Below are 25,732 nucleotides of genomic sequence, written 5' to 3' on the forward strand. Positions count from 1 at the left end.
TAACTTTATAATCCAAATTTTTAGATTTTTACCGTATTTCTATCTCAAGCTTCGCCTAAGACGGTTATTCATAAATTTTCCTTCCATATTCATCTTTTATGCCTGTCTTTCTGTAAAAATAGGTATTTACAACATCTCTCCACTCTTTAGCATCAACAACCTGTATGTCTAATCTTTCTAACACGGCTTTAAATATCCCATCGTCTATTTTTCCTTTTAGTTTCATCCAAGATTCCCTTAGTTTTTCTGCCCTTTCCACTCCCTCAAAATGGGTGTCGTATATATGCTGAATCACAGTTTTCCCTGATTTCAATTTGTGGTCATAAGGCACATGATGGAAGAAAAGCAAAAGCTCATCAGGACATGTATCGATATTTTCGTACATTTTCGCAACAGGTTCTTTGTACTGCGCCGTATAACCTGTCCCAGTCGCGACAGTGCGATCAACGCCTATCCCTCTAAAATCGGCGTAGTGATACGTTCCCCAATGGGAATATTCATAGCCATCAACATTAGGTCCGTAATGGTGGCCTGGGTTTACCATCCATCCTATCCCAAGAGGACTTGTATACTCCTCATATATCTCCCTGGATTGCAGCAGCATTGGTACAACCGTCTCCAAAACCTCTTTATCGCACCCAAATGTAAGTTTAACCCATTCCTCTGCTATCTCTCTTGACGAAAGGTCTGAATTCCATGCAAGCCTTCCGAAACTGAAGAGATTTGATTGTGCAAGAGGATGTCCTGTCCATGACTTACTATCCCCTATGTTTGCTACAGCGACAATTCCGCCGTATTTTGCTCCAAATAGGCTGCCATTTACCACTTTCTTTACAAACGAGCCTTCGCCTTTCGCAAATGTATCAAAGTCTAAAGCTTCCTTCCAAAGGGGCACAAGGTAGCATAAATGCTTCTGCTGTCCTGTGTACTCTTGAGTGATCTGAAACTCCATAAAAACATTTGTCTTCTCCATTGCGCCAAATAATGGCGTAATAGGTTCTCTTATCTGAAAATCCATCGGGCCATTTTTTATTTGCAAGACAACATTATCCATGAATTTTCCATCTAGCGGCTTGAAATTGTCATAAGCTGCTTTTGCTCTATCTGTAGAGCGGTCTCTCCAGTCTACCATGCAGTTATATACAAAAGTCCTCCAGATAACAATACCGCCATATGGCTTTAATGCTTCAGCCAGCATATTTGCACCATCTGCATGATTGCGTCCGTATGTGAATGGTCCAGGTCTAAACTCTGAATCTGCTTTTACTAAAAATCCACCGAAGTCTGGAATGTAGCTGTATATTTTTGATGCTACATCTTTCCACCAATTCTTAACTTCATCGTCAAGCGGGTCTGCAGTAGAAAGACCACCTATTTCAACAGGTGATGCAAAATTTATGCTTAGATATGTCTTTATACCGTAATCTCTAAAGACATCTGCAATCCTTTTTACATCAGGCAAAAATTCATCTGTAATAAGCTTAGTTTCTTGCTGATGGACGTTGACATTATTTATTACAACGCCATTTATTGCAATAGAAGCAAGTAGCCTTGCATAATCTTTTATCCTCGAAAGATCTTGGACTATGCGATTATCTTTAAAGAAGATAGATTTTCCCGCATATCCTCTTTCAATATTCCCGTCCATATTGTCCCAATGATTTAATATCCTAAAAGCATTTTGAGGATTATCGATGCACAATGCATCTTTCAAAGTTTTACCACTAAATATAGACCTTATCAGGTGAAAAGCACCATATAGTACGCCTTTTTCGCTTCCGCCAATTACCACCAACACACTGTGACCTTTTTTTTCTACTATCTTTAATACATAGCCTTCACTTTTAAGTTCATCTTCCAAATCAATATCAAATCCTTCTGCCTTAAAATCATCTGGAGTGCCTACAAAAATGCAATTAGACTCCGGTATATTTTCGACTATTTCTATATCAACATCTTTAATATTCGATAAAGCTTTTTTTAGCTCATTGACCGCATTGCTAATAATCCTATCATTGCTTTTAACTACAATATAATTAAAATAATCCTTATATCCATCAAGAACTTTTTCATCGCAAAGTTCATACCTAAGCCAGCAGTCGTACATTCTGTTAACAACTTTTTTATTATTCATCATAATATTATCACTCTCCATAAGCATATATACTACATGACTATATTATCATTTTATACCTTTAAAGAAAAATATCTCCTCCTAACATTTTTCCCTTTGAAGGCAGAAGCCCTCAAAGGGAATCATCAACAATTTAATACCACTATTATTTTATTTCATTTTGTCCTTTGTACTTTTATATACATCATTTGTAAGCTTCACTAGCTGGTCAACACCTTTTGAATTAACCTGTTGTACATAGCTATTCCAATCCTTATCAATTGATGCAACACCCGTTATAAACTTCAGCATCATTTGTTCTACATAATCACCTATTGGCTGGCTTAACATATTAGCCTGTTCTCTTTGACTTTCAGTAAATGGTACAGGTGGTGCTATAGGTAACAGTTTTCTTTGAGTATTCACTTGATTTTCAAAGTTTGCTACTTCTGGTGTCATCATTGATTCAGCAAGATCTTTTGGTCCGCCATATAACAGACAGAATACACCACCAGAGAATCCATAATCCTTCTGCAAGTTCTTTGTGCCGCTTGGGTTAAGATTCATGTAGTTTACATCAGGCATAAGCTGGAATTTGCCATTGACTTTCTGATAAGTCACACCTTCAACGCCCCACTTTGTAAGCGTCAGGCCTGCTTCGCTGTACCACAGCCAGTCGACAAACTTAAGAAGTTGTGGGAAGTTTGGATCATCTTTAGCCTTAGCAGATATCATTATACCGTTTTCAAGATGGCTGCCTGCAATTACTCCACCTTTTGGACCTGCAAGAGGCAAAATCTGTGTAACTTTGAAATTACCTTGACCTAGTGTCTCATTCATTCTGTTTATCATGTTTTGTATTTCCTGAGTATTTGTCATAATGACAAATGATTTACCAGTTACAAATTTCTGTACTGCTTGGTCATCTGTCTGTGTGAAGCTTGCTGGATCAAGAAGACCTTCTTTTACAAGCCTGTTAAAGTATGTTAACATATCTTTGTATTCCTGTGATGTTGGATAAAATTCCCAATCATCTTTTGAACTGTTATACAATACTGTTGATGTCTGTGTCCAATCAAACAAACCGTCACTGCCAGATACAGGCACACCAAATGTCGGCAATGCTTCACCAATTAAAGCTTTCCCTTGCCATCTGTCTGACATTGGTATAGAATTAGGATAGAGTTCTTTTAATTTCTTTAATGCCGATTCCAACTCATCCCATGTGTTTGGAACCGGTATATTGTTTTTATCGAATATATCTTGTCTTATAGCCAGTGAATACTGCATTGTATAATCTTGATGTAACATAGGTAACACATAAAATTTACCATCTGCTTGTTTTAGAGAATCTATCTCCTTTTGAAGTCCCCACTCTTTTATTTCTCTTGAGAAGTTAGGCATCTGATCTATATAGTCACTTACTGGAAGTATGGCACCGGATGAAACAAACGGTATTTCCGAACCTGGGTATGTCTTTGGTATTATCTCTGGCGCCTGACCTGAGCTAATTAAAAGGCTCCTCTTCTGATTATAATCGCTCATAGGCACTATTGTAAGTTTCAACGTAACATTTGTAGCATCTTTTATAGCCTTCCACAAAAGCCAATCTTCCTTGTATGGATAATTTGGGTGATCACTGTACAGCATTGTAAATTCTAATGGCTTATCTGATTTAAAATGTAAGTTCTGCGGGTCTTTACTATTTGTTGCTGTCTGCTCCTGCTTGCTAGTATTTGTGTTACTGTTAGATTCCGTGTTTTTATTGCCACAACCTGCCAGTAAAACACCGACTGCCAACACAACAACTAATAAAAATGACAGCAATTTTTTTGCATTTCTACTCATACAAATATCCTCCTCTTTATTAATCAAATATTTAAATATAGCAGAAAATTTGGTTTTTTTATTTTTAACCATCACCTCCTTAAAAGAATACGAAAGCTTCACCTTCTTTCATTTCTTTGATATTTAGATACTGTTAATCAACCTTTCAGTGAGCCAATCATGACGCCTTGAACGAAGTACTTCTGTATAAATGGATATACCATCATAATTGGTATTGATGTTAGTATGACGCTGGCTGACTTTAAAGTAGCTGATATCTGTGCTAGTTCACTTTGGTCTGAGGTACTGCTAACCGCTGTCTGCTGTGCACCTGCTAAAATATTTCTTAAGTAAAGTGCAACTGGAAATTTTGAGCTGTCATCAAGATATATAAATGGTCCAAACCAGTTGTTCCATACACCTACCGCATAGAAAAGCGCCATAACGTACATAATAGGTTTTGAAAGCGGAAGTACTATTTTAAGCAATATTCCATAAGTGCTCATTCCATCAACTTGTGCAGCTTCTTCCAGCTCAGTTGGTATACCTTCAAAGAAAGTCTTCATAACCATTACATTGAATGTACTGACAGCACCAGGAAGCACAACGCCCCATATTGTATTTCTCATCCCTAATGCATTAACTAATAAGTAAGTCGGTATCAATCCACCGCTAAAAAACATGGTAAATACTACAAATCCAAGTATTATTCCTCTTCCTTTAAGACGCTTTTTTGAGAGAGGATATGCTAAAAGCGTCGATAAAAACAATGATATAAGAGTCCCTACAATCGTATATATTATCGTGTTTTTGTAGGTGGTCCAGAATTCTTTCTCTGCCAAAAGAACCTGATAAGTTTTAAGCGTAAGACCTTTAGGATATAATGATACTAAGCCTGCATATACGTATTTTTCACTGCTTAATGATAAACTTACAAGATACCAAAATGGATAAAGCGTCACTAAAATTACAATTATCATTATTATTGTGTTTACTACTTTAAATATCTTATATTGCTTTGTTTCTTTCATTTATCATCACTTCCTTTACCATAGACTTGACTCTGTAAATTTTCTCGACAAGTAGTTTGCTGTGTAAACCAATGTAAGACCTATTACTGCTTCAAACATACCGATTGCAGCCGCATAACTGAAGTTATTTGATACAAGTCCCATTCTATATAGATATGTCGATATGACATCTGCCGTAGAATATGTCAATGGATTATACAGAAGCAATATCTTTTCAAAACCTACGGCTAAAAGACTACCTATATTTAATATCAAAAGAATCATAATCGTTGGCATCATGCCTGGAATAGTTACATATATCGTTTGTTGCCATCTGCTAGCACCATCAATAATAGCTGCTTCATATAATTCTGGATTGATATTTGTAAGTGCTGCAAGGTAAAGTATAGCGCCCCATCCCATGCCTTGCCAAATACCTGAAACTATATAAATCGTCCTAAACCATTGCGGTTCTGCTAAAAAGTTTATAGTATGACCAGTGTAGTGTTTTACAATCATGTTTATAACTCCTGATGATGGATCAAGTATCTGCATTATCATATCTGCCACAACAACCGTTGATATGAAGTATGGCAAGTATGATACTGTCTGTGTAAATCTCTTAAACCACGTGCTTTTAATCTCATTTAAAAGCAGTGCAAAAATTATTGGAAATGGAAAGCTTATTACCAAATATTCTACGCTTAAAATTATCGTATTTCTAAAAACCTGCCAGAACGATGGATCGTGTATAAACATATTAAAATATCTAAGTCCAACCCATTCTGTGCCATACACAGGACCACCAGGCACAAATCTTCTAAAAGCTATAATATTTCCATACATAGGTATATATCTAAAGATGATATAGTACGCTATAGGAAGTATAAGAAGGCTATACAGCTGCCAGTCTTTTTTTATAGCTTTTAACGTGTTTTTGAAATTGCTGTTTTTCTTCGTTTTGGTCTTTTCATTGCTTCTGTCTTTATTCATTAAAACCGAATCCATCTGCTTATCCCCTTTCTCTAATGTTTGACTAAGCAAACATCTTAAAATACAAATAAAATATTATGCGATTTGTAATAGTTGGCAACGATTTCTATATAGTCACAAACTTAAATAGTATGACAATCACAATACTAAATACAAGTTTATCTCAAGACATCTTTTGAATTGCCTCCCATAAACCATTTAAATATGCTACACCTAAGGCCCTGTCATAAAGCCCATATCCTGGTCTAGCTTTTTCACCCCATATCATCCTTCCATGGTCCGGCCTTATATATCCTTCAAACCCTATATCATAGTAAGCTTTCATTATCTCAAACATATCAAATGACCCTTCACTTGATAGATGTGATGTCTCATAAAACTTACCATCACCTGTAAATTTTATATTCCTTACATGGCCAAAATGGATTCTTCCCATCTTTCCAAAATGCTTTACAAGCTCTGGTATATTGTTTTTAGGGTTTGAGCCTAGTGAACCGCTGCAAAGTGTCAATCCATTATACGGGCTATCTACAAGGTTTACAATCCTTTCAAGGTTCTCCTTGCAGGTCACAATCCTCGGCAGTCCAAATAATGACCATGGCGGATCATCTGGGTGTATAGCCATCTTTACATCGTATTCTTCACATGTAGGCATGATATTTTCTAAAAAGTACTTAAGATTATCAAATAATTTTTCCTCATCTACATCCTTATACATATCAAATAGCATTCTTAATTCTTTTAGGCGGTCAAGTTCCCAACCAGGTAGTATAAAACCATTTGAGCCATTATCCATGTCTTCAATAAGCTTAAGCGGATCTTTCCCCCTTAACATATCTTCATCGTAAGACATCACATATGAACCATCAGGCAATTTTTCATTTAAATTCGTTCTTATCCAGTCAAATACAGGCATGAAGTTGTAGCACACAACTTTAATACCAAGTTTGCCCAGATTCTTGATGGTCTCCTTGTAGTTTTCAATGTATCTATCTCTCGTTGGAAGTCCAAGCTTAATATCTTCGTGAACATTTACACTTTCTATAACCTCCAACTCTAGACCATATGATTCAACTTTTTTCTTCAAATCAAGAATTTTTTCAATCGGCCATACTTCTCCAACAGGTACATCGTATAAAGCCCCTACAATTCCATAAACACCTGGTATTTGGCGAATCTGCTGAAGCGTAACACTGTCATCTTTTTCGCCAAACCATCTGAAAGTCATCTTCATATATCCTACTCCCTTATTGTAGATTTTTAGTGCAACATTTTTTATTGTTTGAAATATTCTGAGTACTTTTCTTTGAGAAGAATTACATCTCTATCTATCATTGTTAAGTGATCACTGATTATTTTTAGTCCTCTTTCCTCATCCTTGTCTTTTATCGATTCGATAAGCTGCTTGTGATCATCAATTATTGCATTCCAGTCAGTATCAGACGACAATCTTAAAGTCCTTATTCTGTCATAATCACCGCTTATAAACCTTATGGCCGACCATATCCTATCCATTTTGCATCCCCTGTATATAAGCTCATGCATCTCGTTGTCCAGATCAAATATGGTTATATAATTTTCTTTCATGACACAGAATTCTTGCTGGTTTATATTCGCTTCAAGCTGAAATAAGATGTCATCTGGAAATTCCCTGCAAGCCTGCTTTACGATTTCTCTCTCAAGATTTACCCTCATGAATTTTGCTTCTTGAGCACGCTTTATATCTATCAAAGAAACAAACGTGCCTTTTTGTGGGTAGATTTCAATCAGTTCTTCATTTGCCAGCCTCGTAAATGCTTCTCTAATAGGCGTCCTACTGGTTTCAAAGGCATTAGCTATATCATTTTCAGATATAACTTCGCCAGGCTTTAAATTGATGTCGATTATGTTCTTTCTGATCATCCTGTAGATGTAGTCTTTTTTAGACTCGTACGTATTGTTTTCTAAAAGTTCCAATGCCATCGCTTCACATCCCCTATCTTAATACTTGTATTCTTGTATACTAGCATATTAATATTCATACTTCTATATATTCGACATAATTTTTAAAATTCCTTCTTTTTTATTTGATTTTTTCTTCTGCTTAAAAATATTTCATAGGGGACATAAAGCGTAATGTGTTAAGTAATAATCACTTTAGTTTTTAAACTTGTATACTAGTATATTAATATGTCGTTTTATATTATAATATATTCTACGCAAATTTCAAAAATCCTTCTTGTTTTTAAAAATTTTTTTCTAGAAAAATAAAACATGAATGAGTGCTAAAAAATAAGGCACAAGATAGTTTTCACTTGTGCCTTGAAAAAGTATGTATAAAAGTCTATTTGTTGTTTTTTTCAATCATTTCTTCTACTTCCTTTGCTCCTTCTTCATACAGCTTTTCTTCGTCTGGAGATAATTCCTTCAAAAGCCTCAAAAATTCTCCAGCATGCACTCTTTCTTCGTTTGCTATATCTACTAAAACGTCTTTTGCTAATTTGTTATCTGTTGACTCTGCTAGCTGCATGTATAACTGTATAGCCTCATACTCTGCCGCCACCATAAATCGTATAGCTCTTATAAGCTCCTCATGTGTAATCTTGTTTTTATTTGCAAGCCCAGCAAATGGAGTACCAAAACCAGGCATATTGTAGCCCCCTTTTATATTATATTCGATTACACATCCATTATATCATAAGAATAGCAATTTACCTAATTTTATCAATTTTACTCAAGAGCCTTTTCTAGTTGAATCTATAACAAGCTTACATCTTCTCCTTTAATAACTCTATTCATGTTTCTTACAGCGCACATATTTCCGCACATTGTACATGTTTCACTGTCATGTGGTAGAGATTCACTTCTATACCTCTGTGCTTTTTCAGGATCTATTGCTAATCTAAACATTTCATCCCAATCAAGCTTTTTTCTTGCATAAGCCATATCATTATCCCATTTTTCTGCATTGCGTATACCTTTTGCCAGATCTGCTGCATGGGCAGCTATTTTAGAAGCAATGATGCCTTCCTTCATATCTTCAATCGTTGGAAGCCTCAGATGTTCCGCAGGTGTAACATAACACAGGAAATCCGCCCCACTTGCTGCAGCAATGGCACCGCCAATTGCACTTGTAATGTGATCATATCCAGGGGCAATATCTGTTACGATTGGTCCCAATACATAAAACGGCGCACCATGACATAGCTTTTTCTCCAGCAAAACATTTGCTTCGATTTCATTTAGCCTCATATGACCAGGTCCCTCAATTATCACTTGAACATTCTTTTCATAAGCTCTTTTTGCAAGTTCGCCCAGGGTTATAAGCTCTTTTATTTGGCATGCATCTGTCGAATCACTTATACAACCTGGCCTTAATGCATCGCCAAGGCTTATGGTTACATCGTACTCAGCACATATGTCAAGAATATCATCAAAATACTCATAAAAAGGATTTTCATTATCATTTAATTCCATCCACGTATATAACAAAGAGCCTCCGCGTGAAACGATATTAAGAAGTCTTTCATTTCTTTTAAAAATTTCCGCTGTCTCTCTATTTATGCCTGCATGGATGGTCATAAAATCAACGCCATCTTGTGCATGCCTTTCAACGATTTTTATAAATTCTGAAGGAGTTATGTCTTTTAAATCTTTGTCGTAATATCCTACAGCATCATATACTGGAACAGTACCTATCATGGCTGTAGAAATACCTATCAATCTGTTTCTAAATTCAAAAGTTTTACCATATGAACTTAAATCCATGATTGACTCTGCTTTCATTTCTATTGCTTTTTTTGCCTTTTCTAATTCTGCATCTACATTGTTGCAGTCCCTTGATACACCTAGGTTTACATTTATTTTTGTTCTAAGGCCTGCCCCTACACCTTCTGGACTAAGTGCTTCATGGTTTTTATTCGCAGGTATAACTACTTCACCAGAAGCTATCTTACTCATCAATAAATCAACTTCAATATCTTCTTTAGCTGCCACAACATTCATCTCTTCTGTAATAATTCCTTTTTTTGCTGCGTCTAACTGTGTAGTATAATTCATCATGGTCATCCTTTCATAAATTATTTTTTTGATACTTGTAAAATGAAGGGGAGAAAGAAGGTAGTATTTAATGTCATAATAATAAAAAAGCCTTACCGCATGGTAAAGCTTTATAATAACAGACATTTGCTTCCCTACGGTAGTATTAACTACATCAGGTTCTAAGGGTCAGGTTTTACCTTCTCAACCAAAATGGTTCCCCCGCAAACTAATTTCACAAGTATTAAATTTAATCTAATTATACTTTAAAACAGTAAATTTGTAAAGGTAAAAAATTATATCCATAGTATTTTAAGTAAAAGCAATTAGAGCTTGTAAGCCTCAAATCACTCCTCTATCATGATAGATTGCATGTCTTCTATAAACTGTACTACATCCCTTCTTAAATTATCAACAGTATGGGGGAAAATATCTAGTAGTCTTTCTATGCGTTCTGATACTAGGTTAAATCCATAAACATTACGAAATACATGACAAAATCCCCTAAATTCATTAAGCAAAAACTTTGAATTAGAACTAATAAAAGCCGGCCTTTCTCCTTCTATAGGAGTCGACATTTGTTCAAGTAATTCTAGATGCCATTCAGAGCTTGAAGGGATCAAATTATCTATATTTCTACCCACAATTTTAAACATATTCTCAACGGAAGTATAAAAATCATGAAAAATAGAGCCAACAGCCCTTAGCATGAAATCATCAGCCAATTTCTCTCTTCTGTTTTTACTATCTAATAAGCCTCTCTCATTTAAAGTATCATATAATTTCTGTATATTCTCAAGTTCTAACTGTAGTCTTGCTAATGTGACTTTAATTTTATTAATATCCGTCACTCTATAATCTTCCCTTCTCTTAATATTTCATTTAGCAGAGATTTATAAGCTTCTTTTTGCGTAACTATGCTTATTTTATAAGGCTTTGCAACATTTTCAACATCAATCAACATTGTCCAATAGTTAAATTTACTATCATCCCATCCATCAATAAAAATATCAATATCAGATAGATTATAAAAACGGTCATCTCTTGCAAGTGAACCATACAATATAACCTTATCAACAAAATACTTTTCTTTTAATATCTTTGCAATTTTATATACTCTATCAAAAGCTTCTTTTTTTCTATACGTTTCTATTTCTCTATCTTTCTTGACTTTTATACGCCATGTTTCACGTATATTTTTTCTCTCTTGATCCGAAAGCGGCACAATATCACCACCTAAAATTTATACGGCTTAATTTTATCATTTTACATCAAAATAATCAATTCACTTAAAATATATAATAAACCATCAAAAAAGTGAAGGGGGTTCCTTCACTTTTAATTTAACATTCACAAACAGGCTTAACATTTATATTTGACCTGTATTCAGTTTCTGCCCAAAATATTCTATCTGCAACCATAGCTTCAGGGTTTAATTCTACACCCTTTAATATAAGCTCTTTAAATTTATTGTATCCAGCTCTGTCTATCAAGTGACCTCCATGGAGATATACTGGTTTATGATTCAATACTTCCGCAGAGAAATCTTGCCAATTTTTAAGTATGCCCAGCACTACATCTTCTGTTACCCAATTCAAGAAAATCTTTCCCATCCGAGGTGTCTGTTTTCCGGTTCTACCACCAATGAGGACTCTGTAGAATTTCTTAGGATTTCTAGACCAAGCGCCTGTAGGACATACAAGTGCACACTCACCACAACCAACACAACAGCATGAATCTTTCTCGATTTTTCCATTTACCATGTATAAAACACCTGTAGCATGTTGTTTACAAGCCTCGATACATTTCTTGCATCCTATACAGCGATCATAATCATATTCTGTTTTAGTGATGCCGATAATTCCAAAATCGTTGAAATGAGCCTTTGCACAGTCATTAGGACATCCGGCTATGCTGACTTTTATATGATAATCACTTGGAAAGACGATTTTTTCAATTTTCCTTGCAAGTGATGTTGTGTCGATATTTGCCTTTATGCAGTGTTTATTTCCTATGCAAGCCATGATGTTTCTAGAACCTATCGTTGGATATCCATTGTCATCTACTTCCATGTCAACACCACAAAGCTCTACTTCTATCTCTTTAATGAACGTCTTTATATACTTATTGACTTCATCGATATTTTCGTACTTTATTCCAGGAATTGATAAAGTTTGTCTAACGCCAAGATGAAATTGTCCATTCCCCCATGTTTTTGCAATATGCTCTACATATGACAGATATTTAGCATCCATTACACCGCCTGGAACGCGCATCTGCAGCATGAATTCACCGCGGACTTTCGATTGCCTGTAACAATTTCTGCGGACTTTTTTTACATCTATATCATAGTTCATTACATACACCTCCACATTTAATCAAGTAAATCCTTTGCTTTTGTGTAATTAAACACAGGACCTTCGAGGCAAACATACGTCTCGTTTATCTTGCAGTGACCGCATTTTCCAACTCCGCAAGACATCTTTCTCTCAAAGGAAACCCAAATTTTATCTTCTGGTACCCCATTTTTCAATAATTCTAATGCTGTAAAATGCATCATCACTGGCGGACCAACGACAATGACATTGTAATCATCAAAGCTATCAAATGGTATTTTACTTATATGCTCTGTCACCAAGCCAACTTCAAATCCATCGACTTTTTTCTTATCAAGAGTATATATGGTGTTAAATTTTGTCTTAAAATTATTTAAATCTTCTTTAAACAAGACGCTATTTTCATCTTTAAAACCTGCTATAAAGTATAGTGATTTTATTTCTTCCGAATTATCATAAAAATACTTAAGTAAGCTTCTAACAGGCGATACACCTGTACCACCAGCTATAATGACTAGATCTTTCCCTTTATATTTGTCAACTGGGAATGAATTACCATAAGGTCCTCTCATGAATATCTTATCGCCAGGAGATAAGTTAAATATCTCATTTGTTACTTTTCCAACTTTTCTTATAGTAAATTCCATCCAATTGTCACCCATAGCGCTTATCGATATAGGTGCTTCACCTATCTTTGGAATGGAAATTTGAAAGAACTGCCCATGTTCTGCTTTTACATCAACTTCAACTCTAAATGTGTATTCCAAATTCGTCTCATGAACTATTTCAAGTATCTTATATGGCTTAGGCATGAAAATATTATTCATTTATGCTGCCTCCTTTACCCGACTTCAACTTTTCAACTTCATCGTATAAGCGATTTATCGTTGTTGAAAAAGATATTAACTCTGGACATCTTTCATCACAGCGACCGCAACCGACACACATGTTTTCCGTTTTAAAGCGAGCTTTATAATCATATACTTTATGAAGTGTACGGAATCTCATCCTTTCACCGGCAGTTTTTCTAAATACATGACCACCCGCCATCTCTGTAAAATCCTTGTGCATACAGCTTGCCTGCACTCTTCTTCTTTCGCCGACATTTGCATTTTCACTGTAAATTAAATCTACTGTATTAAAACAGCTACATGTTATGCAAGCAGCAGTACAAGCACCGCAGCTTATACAGCGGGAATTAAAGCTTTCCCACATATCAAGATCATATACTTTTTTGAGTAGTTCTGTATTGTCTATTTCTGGGACATGGACAACCTTCGGATTTGATTTTACGAATTCAGGCTTAAAATCTATTTCTTCCTTATCTTTAAATATATCTAAAAATTCGTCATCTTTAACTTCTATCATAATGTTGTCATCATTAAACCTTACTGCAAGACTGTAATCGTCTGTTTTATTGGAGTTCATAGAAACACAGAAACATGTATCCCAGCCATCTTTACATTCCATCAAAACGAATTTTACTTTTTCACGGAGTCTTTTGTAATAAATATCTTCTGTACCACCATTTTGAAGGAAAATCGTATCAAGTCTTTTTATGCCATTTATATCACAAGCTCTTACAAATAATAGTATTTTTTTATCAAATACCTTGCTTTCTCTGTACTCATCCTCTGTGAAATAAAACAAAGCTTGTGTTATTGGATATATAACTTCTTTTGGTGAAAAATCGGATTTTTCATCGTATACAATGTCCTTCAAAGATTTTATCTCATCATATCTTATAAGATCTGTGTCAGAATACCGGCCACGCTTTTCAAAGCGCTTCGGTGCATAAATTTTATAATCTTTTTTCAGCACATTTAAAATATCGTCAAAATCTTTATTCTCAATTAGATATCCCAAGTTCTCTCCTCCTTTGAAAGTTGAAAATTATTTAACATATTTTGATATAATTATAACATCAAATATTTAACAAGTATAATAATAAAAATTTATAGAAACCATAACAGAAACTTATATATTGAATATCTTTTTATTGCTTCAAAGCTTGCCTCTATTGTTTTATTATCATCAATATTTTCATCTGTATGTACAGCCGATAGAAAGAATACTTAATCAAAGATGAGAAGTGAACCATTGCTTATTAAATGTACCCTTCGCTCTACTGAAATTTTCACCGTACTTGCATCCACAATAGAATAGTAGTATTATTATCTTGTACCCCATCATAGAGGGGTGGGTATATATTATTTCATTTTTAGGAGTGATAGTATGGCTATAGGGGTTAAATTAGTTAGCAATGAAGAGGCAAGTCCAGAAGTAAAGCAATTATTTGAGCAAATAGAAAAGCAGATGGGATTTATTCCTCCAACAATGCGTGCAATGGCAAATAAGCCAGAATATCTTAAACTCTTTCTTGAAAAATCACGTGTTGTAATGGGATCTGGCAAGATAGACGGAAAAACAAAGCTTTTTGTTGCATTGACCGTATCAATTTTAAATAATTGCGAGATGTGCATTACTACATACACCAACAAATTAAAAGAAGCGGGCGTAACTGATGAAGAAATAGTTGAGCTTTTATCAGTTATCGATCTAGTCGGTGGTTTAAACCACTTCAACAATGGACTTGTGATAAAACCAACCGAATAAATAAAGTACACTTTCACTAAAAAAGGCTTTCCTTATCCTATAATAAAAGGAAAGCCTTTTACACAATATTACGGCCTGTAAAATATAACCTTAAATAATTCTGCTTCTTTATCTTCAATAAATTCAGGTTCTTTGATACCTGCTTTACTACATTCTGCAATCATTCTTCTTATGCCAGAGCCAATTCCTCTGTATGGGATTTTTAATTTCGGCAAATATGATAGCAATATAGGATTCCTTGCAATCTGTATTCCTCTTTTTATATTCTCTATGTTTGCAGTATTAGGTAATTTACCCGGACTTATTATTTCTACTCTGTCATCAAACACAAACACTCTAATGCTGCTTTCGATAAAATAATCTCTGTGTACAATTGCATTAATAACTGCTTCTTCGAGAGCAATTTCGGGAATCTCTATTATTCCTTGCAGATTTACATTCTGTCCTTTCTGGATTTTTCTTAAATTTCTCTTTAAAAAGGCAATAGTATTTTTATACTGCTCAAAAATAGTACCTTCTATATTTTCATTGTCAAGATACTCAGTTCCGCTTACGTCATTCCCTATAAAGCTTACCGCTTTAATTATAAATTGCGGTTTTAAGCGTTCTGGCCTTTTGCCAAACAATAATAATCCAGCCAATGTCAAACTGCTGTCTTTCATGAGTTTTAAATTATTTAAAAGCCGCTCCACGGGTATTCCATTTTCTTCAATTGCAGAGCCATATTCTTTTTCATAAAAATCCCTAAATGCATACATATCAATATCTTCAATTGAAGTATTGGGCACTACCATCTCATCTGCATAAATATTTCCGGATGATTGCATAAGCCGTCTCAATTCTTCCCTTGTTGCTCTTCTTTTGTCAGCACCAACCTTTATCCAATAATCGGTCCTATTTGCGGCATAAGGTTTATTATCACCTTTTGGCACATCTATAATTACAACCAATTTATCATCAAAAATTATATTTTGAGTCAGAACACTTATAGGAGGCTCAATTTTCTGTGATGCAACATTTGATATTATCTGATTTAAATAATTAATATCACTAACCCCGATAATTTCTCCATCATCCGAAACACCTACAACAATTTTTCCACCATCAGTATTTGCAAATGCACAAATTTCAGATGCCAATGCATCCGGACTATTTATCATGCTTTTAAATTGAGTGTAGGAATCTTCTCCTTTTTTAATCAGTCTAATAAGTTCATCAACATTAAAAATTTCCATAATAACACCACCAAATATATGTATGGTTTTAATCTATGCTATATATTATAATTATATCAAATATTAGCTAAAGTTCTCAAATACATATACAATAATGCAGGTGCTTCCCGTAAAAAGCCGTATACTTCTTCATAAAAATACCTTTTTACAAATACTCCTGAATAGCTTGCATTTATGCCTGCTTCTTTCGCTATTATGCTTGCCCTTTTCAGGTGAAATTTGTTTGATACAATTATTGCTGTCTTTAGCGATTTTTCATCCATAATTTTCTTAGAATTTTTGAGGTTTTGCAACGTTGAATACGACTTGTCGTCTTTTAATATAGTATTATCAGGTATACCATTTTTCAAAAGATATTCCTTCCCCGCTTCTGCCTCAGATATATCCTCACCAGGTCCTTCACCGCCAGATACAATAATGTACTTACCAAGTCCCTCTTTATAAAGTTTTATAGCTTCATTTAACCTTTCCTTAAAAAAAGGACTCGGATTTTTCTCGTAAACTGCACAGCCGAGGACAATAATAGCATCAGATTTTACCGGTTTTGCATTATATGCAAATGTGATCACCTGTAACTCTGCTATGATATTTAAAAGCACGATAAAAGTTATTAGCAATGCAGTAATTTTTATAAGAAGTTTCATTATAACCCCCAAAATTTCTTTTAATTTTAATAGAATACTATATTGAATTTAAAAATCCTTAAAAAAATGGCTCTTGGAGCAATTATGCACCAGATTTCAGATATTGTATTTGCTGTTTTAAGAGACGAAAAGCCTTTTGTATTAAAAATATATTTTAATTTACTTAACGTGTTTCACCTTAATTTCCTGTAGCGCCAAAATGGCTGCTCCCAAAGCTCCTACCATCTGTGGTTCCGCAGGAATATGTACTTTGTCCCCTATTCGCTGCTCTATTGCCTCTACCACACCTCTATTTTTTGCCACTCCACCTGTCATCATATAGGCACCCTTCCTGCCAAGCCTGTCAAGCAAGCCAATTGTTTTGCTGGCCACTGAATTGTGCAATCCCTTTATTATATCTGCCCTTTTTTATTCTGTGCAATAAGAGATATAACCTCCGACTCTGCAAAAACCGTGCATATGCTTGTAATATTTATGTCTTCCGTCGCCTTTTCAGCTTCTTCTCCCATCTTTTCCAGTGGAATTTCAAGGGCCTTTGCCATAACTTCCAAAAATCGTCCCGTACCTGCCGAACACCTATCATTCATTACAAAATCCACCACATTGCCATCTTCATCCAGTCTTATAACCTTACTATCCTGACCGCCTATATCAATGATAGTCCTTATATTGCTATTTAAGAAATAGGCCCCCTTGCCGTGGCAAGTTATCTCTGTTACCTGTTTATTGGCAAAAGGGATATTAATGCGCCCATATCCAGTAGATACGATGAACGAAACATCTTGTGGAGCAATTCCAGCTCTTTTAAGAGATTGTGAAAAGGCCTTGTTGGCACTATCCACTATAGATGCACCAGTTGGTACAATGCTATATGACAGTATATTACAGTCTTCATCCAGTATAACAACGTCGGTGGACAAAGACCCGCTGTCTATGCCGGCTACTATAGTTTTCCTAGTTCCATGTGAAGGTCTCTCCACCTTATTATTGCTACCCTTCAATGATTCCACAAAGGCACCAATCCTTGTTATAAGTTGTCCTTCACTGCCATGGGTAAAATCGGTCTCTATCTTTAAGATGGGAAAGCGACAATTATCCTTTATATATGAATACTCATATGAATAGAACTCACAAAATTTTATAGTATGATACACTATGCCATTGGCGTTTGCCATTATATCCTTCAACATATCACGTCTTCTATCAATATCTGCCATGCGCATGCACGGGATTGAACGGATAAGGCTTCCAGCATACCACTCTATTATGTCCTGCTCACCTGCTGAGAAATCAGGAAGCGGCATATAATTTAATAAATCCCCAGTACATGTATAATTTAACACCTCATCTACCCCTGCCTTTTTAAGCAAATCAATAAGAGATGAATTGCATCTGGCCCCCATTATAGCCAGCCTTATACCATCGTTTCCCTTGGGCATATTAAATTGCCCGGCATTTTCCTGCTCTGTCGATATATATCTTATAAAATCCTGGACATTGAATTTTTTCCCATAGAAATCTGTAAATGTCTGTATAAGTTTTTTTATTTCGGAGGCATACATGGCCACTGACTGGTCTCCGCTTTTCCTCGGTAAATCCAGCATATATATCATTTTGCCATTTTCTGCGTTTTTCAGGACATCATACAACCGCCTTACGCTATCACAGCAGTTTACAAGGATAATGCCATCATATCCCCCCTTAAATACTTCTGTCAGCACTCCCTTTACGTATGTACACACATTGGGATGCATATGGGCTTCGGCTATACCATTATCAATATATGATGGCTCAATGCGCACGCATTCAATACCCATGCTCTCCAAAATCTTTATAGGTGTATATTTACATATATATCCTATGATCATAAGCATCTCCCTTACTTATCTAACATCTCCAAAAAAGCTTCCAGCCTGGTATTTATCTGTCCTTCATGATGGTTGCGCCGATCCGCTCCATCGCCATCCAAAGCAAGAAAAGGTATGCCCCTTTCATCCAGTGCCTTTTTAAGCAGCATCATTCCTCCTACAGACTGCTTACATCCCCACTGACAAAAATGTATTATACCGTCAGGTTGCAGCCTGTCAACTATGCTCATTATGCTGTCCACTTTCCTTTGATAAGGCCCATTGTTATTATTAAGAAGCATTTTTCTGGCCAATGCCCTGTACGGGTTTTCATAATCCATCTCCTCTAAATAATCAAAATTCAGGTCAAGTCCCAAAATTTCATACTTATGGCTGTAATTAAAATACTGCTTTAATGCATATGGATAAAAAGGCACGATGTGCACCCAAAATACCCTCTTTGCTCTGCTGTGGGGAAAGCTATCCAGCTCATTTGTCAACATCTCATAAAAATTCAATGTTGGTTGAGTACCCATAAATGTATGATTGATAAACAACATATACATCTCTAACGTCAAGGTGGTAGGATGGCATTTATACCTCAAAGCATCAATATATCTATTCATATGTGCGTGAATCTTATTCTCCCTTTTTATTACATCCTTCAGTTTATCCTCATCCATCTTTTTACCTGTTGCCTCTTCCAGCATTTTCACCATTTCCCTAAGCTGTTTTTCCAAATAATTAACACTTTGTTGGCTATATTCAAGCGGCACATCTATGGAATACATGGGTATATGGTGATACCATGAAAGATATCTAAATGTGCTTATATTGGCATCGCACAGCATTGATGATGTAATCATAAACTTAGGTTTAGGTAAAAGGCCGGTTAAAGCAGCTCCTATAAATCCCTTATGATAACTACAAAGGGTATCGGATATCCCGGACCGTTGGGCATAGTCTACATATACATCTTCACAGTGAAAACCAACAAGGAAAGAAGAAAGTGCCTCTATACACAAAGGGTATATGTCCATAGCATGAAGTATTTCGGTGGGAGCAAACAAATTGACCCATGCTGACTGATCTCTATATATCAAAGGATTTAATATAAACTCCACACCTATCTTATTTAGGTAGTTAAACGACCTTGGCACTTGCTTGTCTCTAAATAGAGAAAAGTAGGCATGCTCTGCCTTCAAACCCAATATAATAAGCTTTCTGACCATCTCTGGGTTATCCACATTCTTCTTTATCCATCTTGCATAGGTATCTACTAAATCCATTTGACGACACCCCTATATACCTTCAATTAATTCTCAATAAACTAATTATCATAAAATGTACGTACTTATTCCTTCTTCTATTACCTTCTTTCATGTCTTTTAATCCTTCTATTATTTTTTTGTAAAGTTTGACATCATGCTCTCAGCATCCATACTTCATATATTATTTATTGCGGATTTTGAAAGCCTGTGTAACTTCTGAAAAAACTTTAATAAGTGCCAAGATCTTTAAAAGTCTTTCTTTAATTACTAAGAGGAGAACATCGTCTTTATAATATTAATCTATTAATATTATAACCCAACCCTCCGGCTTCACCAATTTTTTCTCATGCCTCGCTTCTCAAAAATAAAATTAGACAAGATAATGGATAATATCCTGTTAAAATGTTTAAATAATTATTTATAAAGTTTAAATCTTCAATTCCATTCTTCTATTTCTTGTCGTCATACCTAAACTTTCGTAAAACTTTATCGCATCGCTGTTGAACTCCCATACAGTTAATTCAAGAGCATCTGCACCTGATTTTTTTGCATAATCAACAATATGCTTAAATAACATTCTCCCCACGCCTTTTCTTCTATGATTTGAGCTAACACATAAATCATCTATATAGACAAATTTTCTCTCTTTAAGAATTGGAATATTTCTCGCAATCATTATTTCTATAATGCTGTAAGCGATTATTTCATTATTACTATTTTCAGCGACAAAAATCTTTGTTTTATCGTCATCTAATATCTTATTAAATCTTTCTTCCGTAAAAGGATTCTCCACATCCGCATACACATCCGGCCTATTTTTAACATGTAGACTATGTACTTCTTTAACAAGAGTACTTATTGATTTATAATCATTCAATTCTGCTTCTCTTATTTTTATGTTCACTAGATTTCTCACCACTTTTATTTCACTATTATTGTTACTTTCAATAATTTTCAGCAATCAACTTGTTAATGCTTTTCGTCATAATTCACATCCAAAACATTTTCCAATATAAACCATAATTTATCGATTAATTGATATATTTCGCCTTTTATTTTAAAATTCCTGCAACAAATCCTCAATCTTCACCGAAGTATTCAAACCAATCAAAATAAGCTTCACCATTTATACAGTAGATTCCAATATATGTACCAGTAAATGTCATTAAATAAGTTCCTTCTGTGCATAAACCCGCAGTCATCCCCTTACCAACGGTTTTCCATTCATCTTCAGAAAGCTTATAATCAAAATAATAGTATTTTCTATCGGAGCGAATTCTAAGTTGGAGTTTTCCTTCATATTCTATTTTTACACAATCAGTTATTACTTCAATATCATGAATTCTTTTTCTAAGACATATATAATAATCATTATTTTTCTTTGTAATGAAAACCTCATAATGATAGCTATCATTGTAATAGGCAGCAATACCGGCTTCCGAGTTATCTCCTATAGGGTCAAATAAAATTTTTGTAGTAACTGTACAATTAAAATGCTGTTGTTTTCGCCCAATAAATGCAGGAGATCCTTTGCTTTCAGATAATGTTTCTTCACCACCACTAATCTTTAACCAACTACTCTTTGAAGACAAATCATATCTAGCTTGATTAAAATTACGAATAAAATTCCAGTGTACATCCAGCTTATTATTCTCAAAATCATCATAAAAGATATTTTCATCAGGTAATGCCTCACTTAGAAGTGGTCCATCCATTTCTATTGCGATAGTACCGTTATTGCCTGCTATAGGCCAACCATTTTTATCCCATATAACAGGAGCGAGAAAAGTTTCTCTACCTAAATTATGCAATAATAAATTACCAATAGGTCTTACACCCAAACATACTAGCCACCAATTTCTATTTTGATCTTCCACCAAATCCGCATGACCTACACATTGTATCGGGTTTTCTCCTTTATTTCTATGAGTAAGTATTGGATTATGCGGACATACCTCATATGGCCCCCATGGAGATTTGCTCCTAAAAATTGTCTCCATATGCCCATATTCAGTGCCTCCTTCAGCCAACATTAAATAGTACCATTCATTTATCTTATAAATATGTGGTCCTTCGGGATAGCGCCCACCACTTCCTTCGCTTATTTGCTTTATAGAAGATAACCTTTTACCAGTTAATGGATTTATTTCAGAAAGCATTATTTTATTGTTATTAGTTGTACTATAATAAACCGTCCCGTCGTCATCAAAAAATAATGATGGATCTATTCCATTTTGATCCACCCAAATAGGTTCAGACCATCGCCCACTTGGATCTTTTGAATAAACAATAAAATTTCCTCCATGATATACATTCGTTGCCGTTACATAAAAAATGCCATTATTGTAACGGATAGTAGGTGCATAAATACCACTAGATGCTTTTGCTCCAGATAACTCAAGCTGTGAATCTCTTGAAAGGCAATAACCTAATAATTGCCAATTAACAAGATTCTTACTATGGTATACCGGTATACCTGGAAAGAATTCAAAACTAGAATTAACTATATAATAATCATTGCCTACTCTGCATATACTAGGATCAGGGTTAAATCCACGAATTATTGGATTCTTATATTTCATTAACATCACCTTTCCCAAATAATAATAAATCATCCTTTAATACCTGTCATAGTAATACCTTGCACAAAATACTTTTGTGCAGCAAAGAAAAGAATAAGTACAGGTATGATCGTTATAAAAGAAACAGCCATTAACATTGGTATTTGTGTTGATCCATATGATGTACGAAAGAATTGGAGACCTATGGCTAATGTAAAATTTTTGTCACTATTAAGATAAACTAATGGTAGGAAAAAATCATTCCAATTATAAGTAATAGACATGACAGCTACAGCAGTTAATGCTGGCTTAATCATTGGCAATAATATTTTATAAAAAATTTGGAATGAGCTAGCTCCATCAATTTATGCGGCCTCATCAAAATCCTTGGGTATCGTTTTAAAAAATTGTCTGAGTAAAAATATGTTAAATGCCCCACCTCCAAAAAATGAAGGAACTATAAGTGGAAGAAATGTATTTATCCATCCTAATTTAGAAAAAAGAATATATGTAGGTATGAGTAAAACTTGACTTGGTAACATCATTGTAGCAAGAACTATAGAAAATAGCAAATTACTAAAACGTGATTTAAATCTAGCAAAGCCATAAGCTACAAGAGCTGAGGAGAATATTGCACCCACAGTTGCTGTTATTGCTATTATTACTGTATTTATTGTATAACGAGTAAAATTAGCATATTGCCATCCCTGTATAAAGTTATCTAGGGTTATAGTTTTTGATACAAACTTTGGGGGGAAAAGTATATACTTCATTTGGCAATTTTAAAGAAGTAGAAACCATCCAAACAAATGGAAAAATAAATACAATTGTCAATATACCTAGCAAAACATAGCTTAAGACATATCTTAAATTTTTTAATACATTTTTATTTCTATGCATATTCAACACCTCCAAATCTTAATTTTCATAATAAACCCAATACTTCGATGTATAGTTTACTATTAATGTAAGTATCATTATGATAATAAAAAGTATCCATGCAAGGGTAGAAGCATATCCAATCTCATTATATTTGAACGCATAATTATATAAATGAAGTACATATGTATATGTCGCATAATTTGGTCCACCCTGGGTTAAAACATATGGCTGCGTGAATATCTGAAATGCACCTATTATGCCAATTATCAGGTTGAAAAATAACGTAGGTGTTATAAGTGGTATGGTAATTCTAGTTGTAATTGTAAAACGATTAGCACCATCTAACTCAGCACTTTCATATAGTTGAGTTGGTATATCCTGAAGTCCAGCAAGTGTTATAATAATTGTATTGCCAATAGACCAAAGACTCATTATAATAATAGCAGGCATTGCCCACCTTTCATCGTTTAACCAATTTGGCCCTTTGACACCAAAAACAGATAATATATAGTTGATAAGCCCAACGTCAGGGTTAAAAAGCCACCCCCATAGCATTGTAACAGCAACACCTGAAGTTATATAAGGTATATAAAAGCTAGTTCTAAATATACTTATTCCCTTTAGCTTTTGATTGAGTAAAAGCGCAATTAAAAAAGCAAATATTAAACTTAAAGGGACAAAAACGAACGAATAGTATAATGTATTCTCAAGTGCTTTTAAAAAAAGTGGGTCCTTGCTAAATACTTTTATTATGTTATTAATACCTATAAATTTCCCATTTCCCGTTAAATCAGCATTAGTAAAAATCAACAAAAATGAATATACTATAGGATACAGAGTAAAAATTAGAAAACCTAGTAACCATGGGGAAATATATAGATAAAATTTTGTAGCTTCAATTCTTTCAAGTTTATTTTTTCTTGTCTTCATTTTTTCACCTCATTAATCATTTTATTATTATTAGGATAAATGGGGAGAAAATGATAATTAATAAATTCTCCCCTTTTTATATTTACTTTTCACTTTTTAATTCATTTAAAGCTGATTGTATTCTAGGAGCAAATTCTTTAACAGCATCAGAAGCCGGTTTATGCAACGTTGTAATCTGCTGCCACATTTGGCTGTACTGGTCTCCAGCTTTAGCAAGAGCTCCTCCCCAAGGGTTCAAAATTGCAACTTCTAAACCTTTTTCAAACTTTTCTGTTGATATTTGAGTATTGCCAATTTTTGAAGATTTAAAAGTAGTTTCAGCAGATTCTTTAAGTGAAGGTATATCTACTTGGCAATATAAATCAGCAATCTCTTTATTGGTAGACATTGTCTTTATATATGCCCAAGCTGCTGCCTTATTTTTTGAACTTTTATTCATAGCAAAACCTGTAAGATAACTTACATCGGTATTCTTACCATTTAGATCTTTAGGTGGTAACACTATATCCCATTTAAAATTATTTCCAATTTCGGTTGCTATTTGTTTTGCTTCAAATAATCCCATCGGATAGATTGCTGCTTTTCCTGCTGCAAACATTTGATCCATAGGCATAGCACTAGATGCCGCACTACTTGGTATTACATTTTTAGCAAATAAATCACCAAACATCTGTAATCCTTTTAACGAATTTGAATCATCAACCAATTCTTTCGTCCAATCGTCGTTATACATCTTTCCACCATATGCAATAGTAGCAAAGTTTGGAAGAACCCAATGAGAAACAGTACCATAAATCCTATTAACGCCTGAACCTGAAGATACTTTTTCACAAATATTCTTAAAATCATCCCATGTCCAATTATCTGTAGGATATGAAATACCAGCTTTATCAAAAATGTCTTTATTGTATGCAAAGACAAAAGATGAAGCTGTTACAGGCAAACCTTCTCGTTTTCCATCTTTATCTACATATCCTACATCAATACCAGGAGTATAAATACTTTGTAAATCCAAATGATCTTTCTGCACATATGGTGTTAAATCTTCAAACCACTTCGAGCGAAGGCCGTACCAATCAGGTGACATCATAATAACATCACCAGCATTTCCAGCTGCTAATGCAGCATCAAGTTTTTGATCAATGCTATCCGAAGGAAGCCAAATTTCATTTACTTTCACATTTGGATATAATTTTCTAAATATTTGTGTAGCTTCTTTACGAACCTTCAGTTCTTCACCAGAGCCCCATCCAAACATGGTTTACTTGTCCTACTGAACTATATTTCATATCATTTTACAAAAATTTAACACCTCCATTAATTATTTAGATTTTAGTTTGCAAAACCCAAAAAACTTTAAAATATTAAGGTTTCGCATATTTCAAAGGACTTCCTCCAATTTCATAGAATTATCATAATATAACTGACATTATGCCAAAAATGGAGGCAT

21 protein-coding genes, 2 pseudogenes and 1 riboswitch are annotated in these 25,732 nt (G+C 34.6%); of the genes and pseudogenes, 1 reads left to right on the forward strand and 22 read right to left on the reverse strand.

Translation table 11 applies throughout. The annotated features are described in order from the left end of the window. Window positions 1-64: 64 nt before the first annotated feature. The 13 genes from Q2T46_RS02930 to asrA all read right to left on the reverse strand — a co-directional run bounded on the left by Q2T46_RS02930 (window position 65) and on the right by asrA (window position 14,162). Entirely contained in the window at window positions 65-2,134 is a 2,070-nt protein-coding gene (locus tag Q2T46_RS02930) for an alpha-glucuronidase family glycosyl hydrolase (protein WP_303265823.1), read from the reverse strand. 150 nt (window positions 2,135-2,284) lie between these two features. Further along, entirely contained in the window at window positions 2,285-3,961 is a 1,677-nt protein-coding gene (locus tag Q2T46_RS02935; protein WP_303264334.1) for an extracellular solute-binding protein, read from the reverse strand. Between the two features lie 137 nt (window positions 3,962-4,098). Continuing rightward, complete coding sequence (locus Q2T46_RS02940; protein WP_303264333.1) at window positions 4,099-4,971, reverse strand: carbohydrate ABC transporter permease; 873 nt, start codon at window positions 4,969-4,971, stop codon at window positions 4,099-4,101. 15 nt (window positions 4,972-4,986) lie between these two features. Then, window positions 4,987-5,958 carry a sugar ABC transporter permease gene (locus tag Q2T46_RS02945; RefSeq protein ID WP_303264332.1) on the reverse strand — a complete coding sequence of 324 codons (972 nt, stop codon included), beginning with the start codon at window positions 5,956-5,958 and terminating at the stop codon, window positions 4,987-4,989. Between the two features lie 148 nt (window positions 5,959-6,106). After that, window positions 6,107-7,177, reverse strand: a complete 1,071-nt coding sequence (gene uxuA, locus Q2T46_RS02950) for a mannonate dehydratase (protein ID WP_303264331.1) — start codon at window positions 7,175-7,177, stop codon at window positions 6,107-6,109. Window positions 7,178-7,218: 41 nt separating this feature from the next. Beyond that, complete coding sequence (locus Q2T46_RS02955; RefSeq protein ID WP_303264330.1) at window positions 7,219-7,905, reverse strand: GntR family transcriptional regulator; 687 nt, start codon at window positions 7,903-7,905, stop codon at window positions 7,219-7,221. Window positions 7,906-8,266: 361 nt separating this feature from the next. Next, window positions 8,267-8,572: a ferritin family protein gene (locus Q2T46_RS02960; protein WP_303264329.1), complete on the reverse strand. Its 306-nt coding sequence runs from the start codon at window positions 8,570-8,572 to the stop codon at window positions 8,267-8,269. Between the two features lie 107 nt (window positions 8,573-8,679). Further along, complete coding sequence (gene thiC, locus Q2T46_RS02965; RefSeq protein ID WP_303264328.1) at window positions 8,680-9,981, reverse strand: phosphomethylpyrimidine synthase ThiC; 1,302 nt, start codon at window positions 9,979-9,981, stop codon at window positions 8,680-8,682. A 113-nt stretch (window positions 9,982-10,094) separates the two neighbouring features. Next, a riboswitch (TPP riboswitch) is annotated at window positions 10,095-10,194 on the reverse strand. A gap of 113 nt (window positions 10,195-10,307) precedes the next feature. Then, window positions 10,308-10,811 carry a hypothetical protein gene (locus Q2T46_RS02970; protein ID WP_303264327.1) on the reverse strand — a complete coding sequence of 168 codons (504 nt, stop codon included), beginning with the start codon at window positions 10,809-10,811 and terminating at the stop codon, window positions 10,308-10,310. Continuing rightward, on the reverse strand, window positions 10,808-11,185 hold the full coding sequence (locus Q2T46_RS02975) for a nucleotidyltransferase family protein (protein ID WP_303264326.1): 378 nt from the start codon (window positions 11,183-11,185) through the stop codon (window positions 10,808-10,810). Before Q2T46_RS02975 ends, Q2T46_RS02970 begins: the two co-directional genes overlap by 4 nt. A 118-nt stretch (window positions 11,186-11,303) precedes the next feature. Further along, a complete protein-coding gene (gene asrC, locus Q2T46_RS02980) occupies window positions 11,304-12,317 on the reverse strand; it encodes a sulfite reductase subunit C (RefSeq protein ID WP_303264325.1) in 1,014 nt (337 codons plus the stop codon). A gap of 17 nt (window positions 12,318-12,334) precedes the next feature. Beyond that, complete coding sequence (gene asrB / locus Q2T46_RS02985) at window positions 12,335-13,123, reverse strand: anaerobic sulfite reductase subunit AsrB (RefSeq protein WP_303264324.1); 789 nt, start codon at window positions 13,121-13,123, stop codon at window positions 12,335-12,337. Continuing rightward, on the reverse strand, window positions 13,116-14,162 hold the full coding sequence (gene asrA / locus Q2T46_RS02990) for an anaerobic sulfite reductase subunit AsrA (RefSeq protein WP_303264323.1): 1,047 nt from the start codon (window positions 14,160-14,162) through the stop codon (window positions 13,116-13,118). The genes asrB and asrA overlap by 8 nt, the downstream gene beginning before the upstream one ends. Before the next feature lie 369 nt (window positions 14,163-14,531). Here asrA and Q2T46_RS02995 point away from each other — a divergent pair, with 369 nt between their 5' ends. Beyond that, window positions 14,532-14,912 carry a carboxymuconolactone decarboxylase family protein gene (locus Q2T46_RS02995; protein ID WP_303264322.1) on the forward strand — a complete coding sequence of 127 codons (381 nt, stop codon included), beginning with the start codon at window positions 14,532-14,534 and terminating at the stop codon, window positions 14,910-14,912. 68 nt (window positions 14,913-14,980) lie between these two features. Here Q2T46_RS02995 and Q2T46_RS03000 read toward each other — a convergent pair whose 3' ends face one another. The 9 genes and pseudogenes from Q2T46_RS03000 to Q2T46_RS03045 all read right to left on the reverse strand — a co-directional run bounded on the left by Q2T46_RS03000 (window position 14,981) and on the right by Q2T46_RS03045 (window position 25,540). Beyond that, window positions 14,981-16,147 carry an RNA-binding domain-containing protein gene (locus tag Q2T46_RS03000; RefSeq protein ID WP_303264321.1) on the reverse strand — a complete coding sequence of 389 codons (1,167 nt, stop codon included), beginning with the start codon at window positions 16,145-16,147 and terminating at the stop codon, window positions 14,981-14,983. A 56-nt stretch (window positions 16,148-16,203) separates the two neighbouring features. Next, window positions 16,204-16,791, reverse strand: a complete 588-nt coding sequence (locus Q2T46_RS03005; protein WP_303264320.1) for a YdcF family protein — start codon at window positions 16,789-16,791, stop codon at window positions 16,204-16,206. A gap of 159 nt (window positions 16,792-16,950) precedes the next feature. Beyond that, window positions 16,951-18,659: pseudogene (locus Q2T46_RS03015) on the reverse strand (acyl-CoA dehydratase activase). A gap of 11 nt (window positions 18,660-18,670) precedes the next feature. After that, entirely contained in the window at window positions 18,671-19,927 is a 1,257-nt protein-coding gene (locus Q2T46_RS03020) for a 2-hydroxyacyl-CoA dehydratase subunit D (RefSeq protein WP_303264319.1), read from the reverse strand. A gap of 409 nt (window positions 19,928-20,336) precedes the next feature. Further along, window positions 20,337-20,813, reverse strand: a complete 477-nt coding sequence (locus Q2T46_RS03025) for a GNAT family N-acetyltransferase (RefSeq protein ID WP_303264318.1) — start codon at window positions 20,811-20,813, stop codon at window positions 20,337-20,339. 175 nt (window positions 20,814-20,988) lie between these two features. Further along, window positions 20,989-22,491 carry a glycoside hydrolase family 43 protein gene (locus Q2T46_RS03030; RefSeq protein ID WP_303264317.1) on the reverse strand — a complete coding sequence of 501 codons (1,503 nt, stop codon included), beginning with the start codon at window positions 22,489-22,491 and terminating at the stop codon, window positions 20,989-20,991. 29 nt (window positions 22,492-22,520) lie between these two features. After that, a pseudogene (locus tag Q2T46_RS03035) lies at window positions 22,521-23,243 on the reverse strand (carbohydrate ABC transporter permease). Between the two features lie 145 nt (window positions 23,244-23,388). Next, window positions 23,389-24,282, reverse strand: a complete 894-nt coding sequence (locus Q2T46_RS03040) for a carbohydrate ABC transporter permease (RefSeq protein ID WP_303264316.1) — start codon at window positions 24,280-24,282, stop codon at window positions 23,389-23,391. A gap of 82 nt (window positions 24,283-24,364) precedes the next feature. After that, a complete protein-coding gene (locus tag Q2T46_RS03045) occupies window positions 24,365-25,540 on the reverse strand; it encodes a sugar ABC transporter substrate-binding protein (RefSeq protein WP_303264315.1) in 1,176 nt (391 codons plus the stop codon). Window positions 25,541-25,732: the final 192 nt, after the last annotated feature.

The organism is Thermoanaerobacterium sp. CMT5567-10, from assembly GCF_030534315.2.
Taxonomy (GTDB): Bacteria; Bacillota; Thermoanaerobacteria; order Thermoanaerobacterales; family Thermoanaerobacteraceae; genus Thermoanaerobacterium.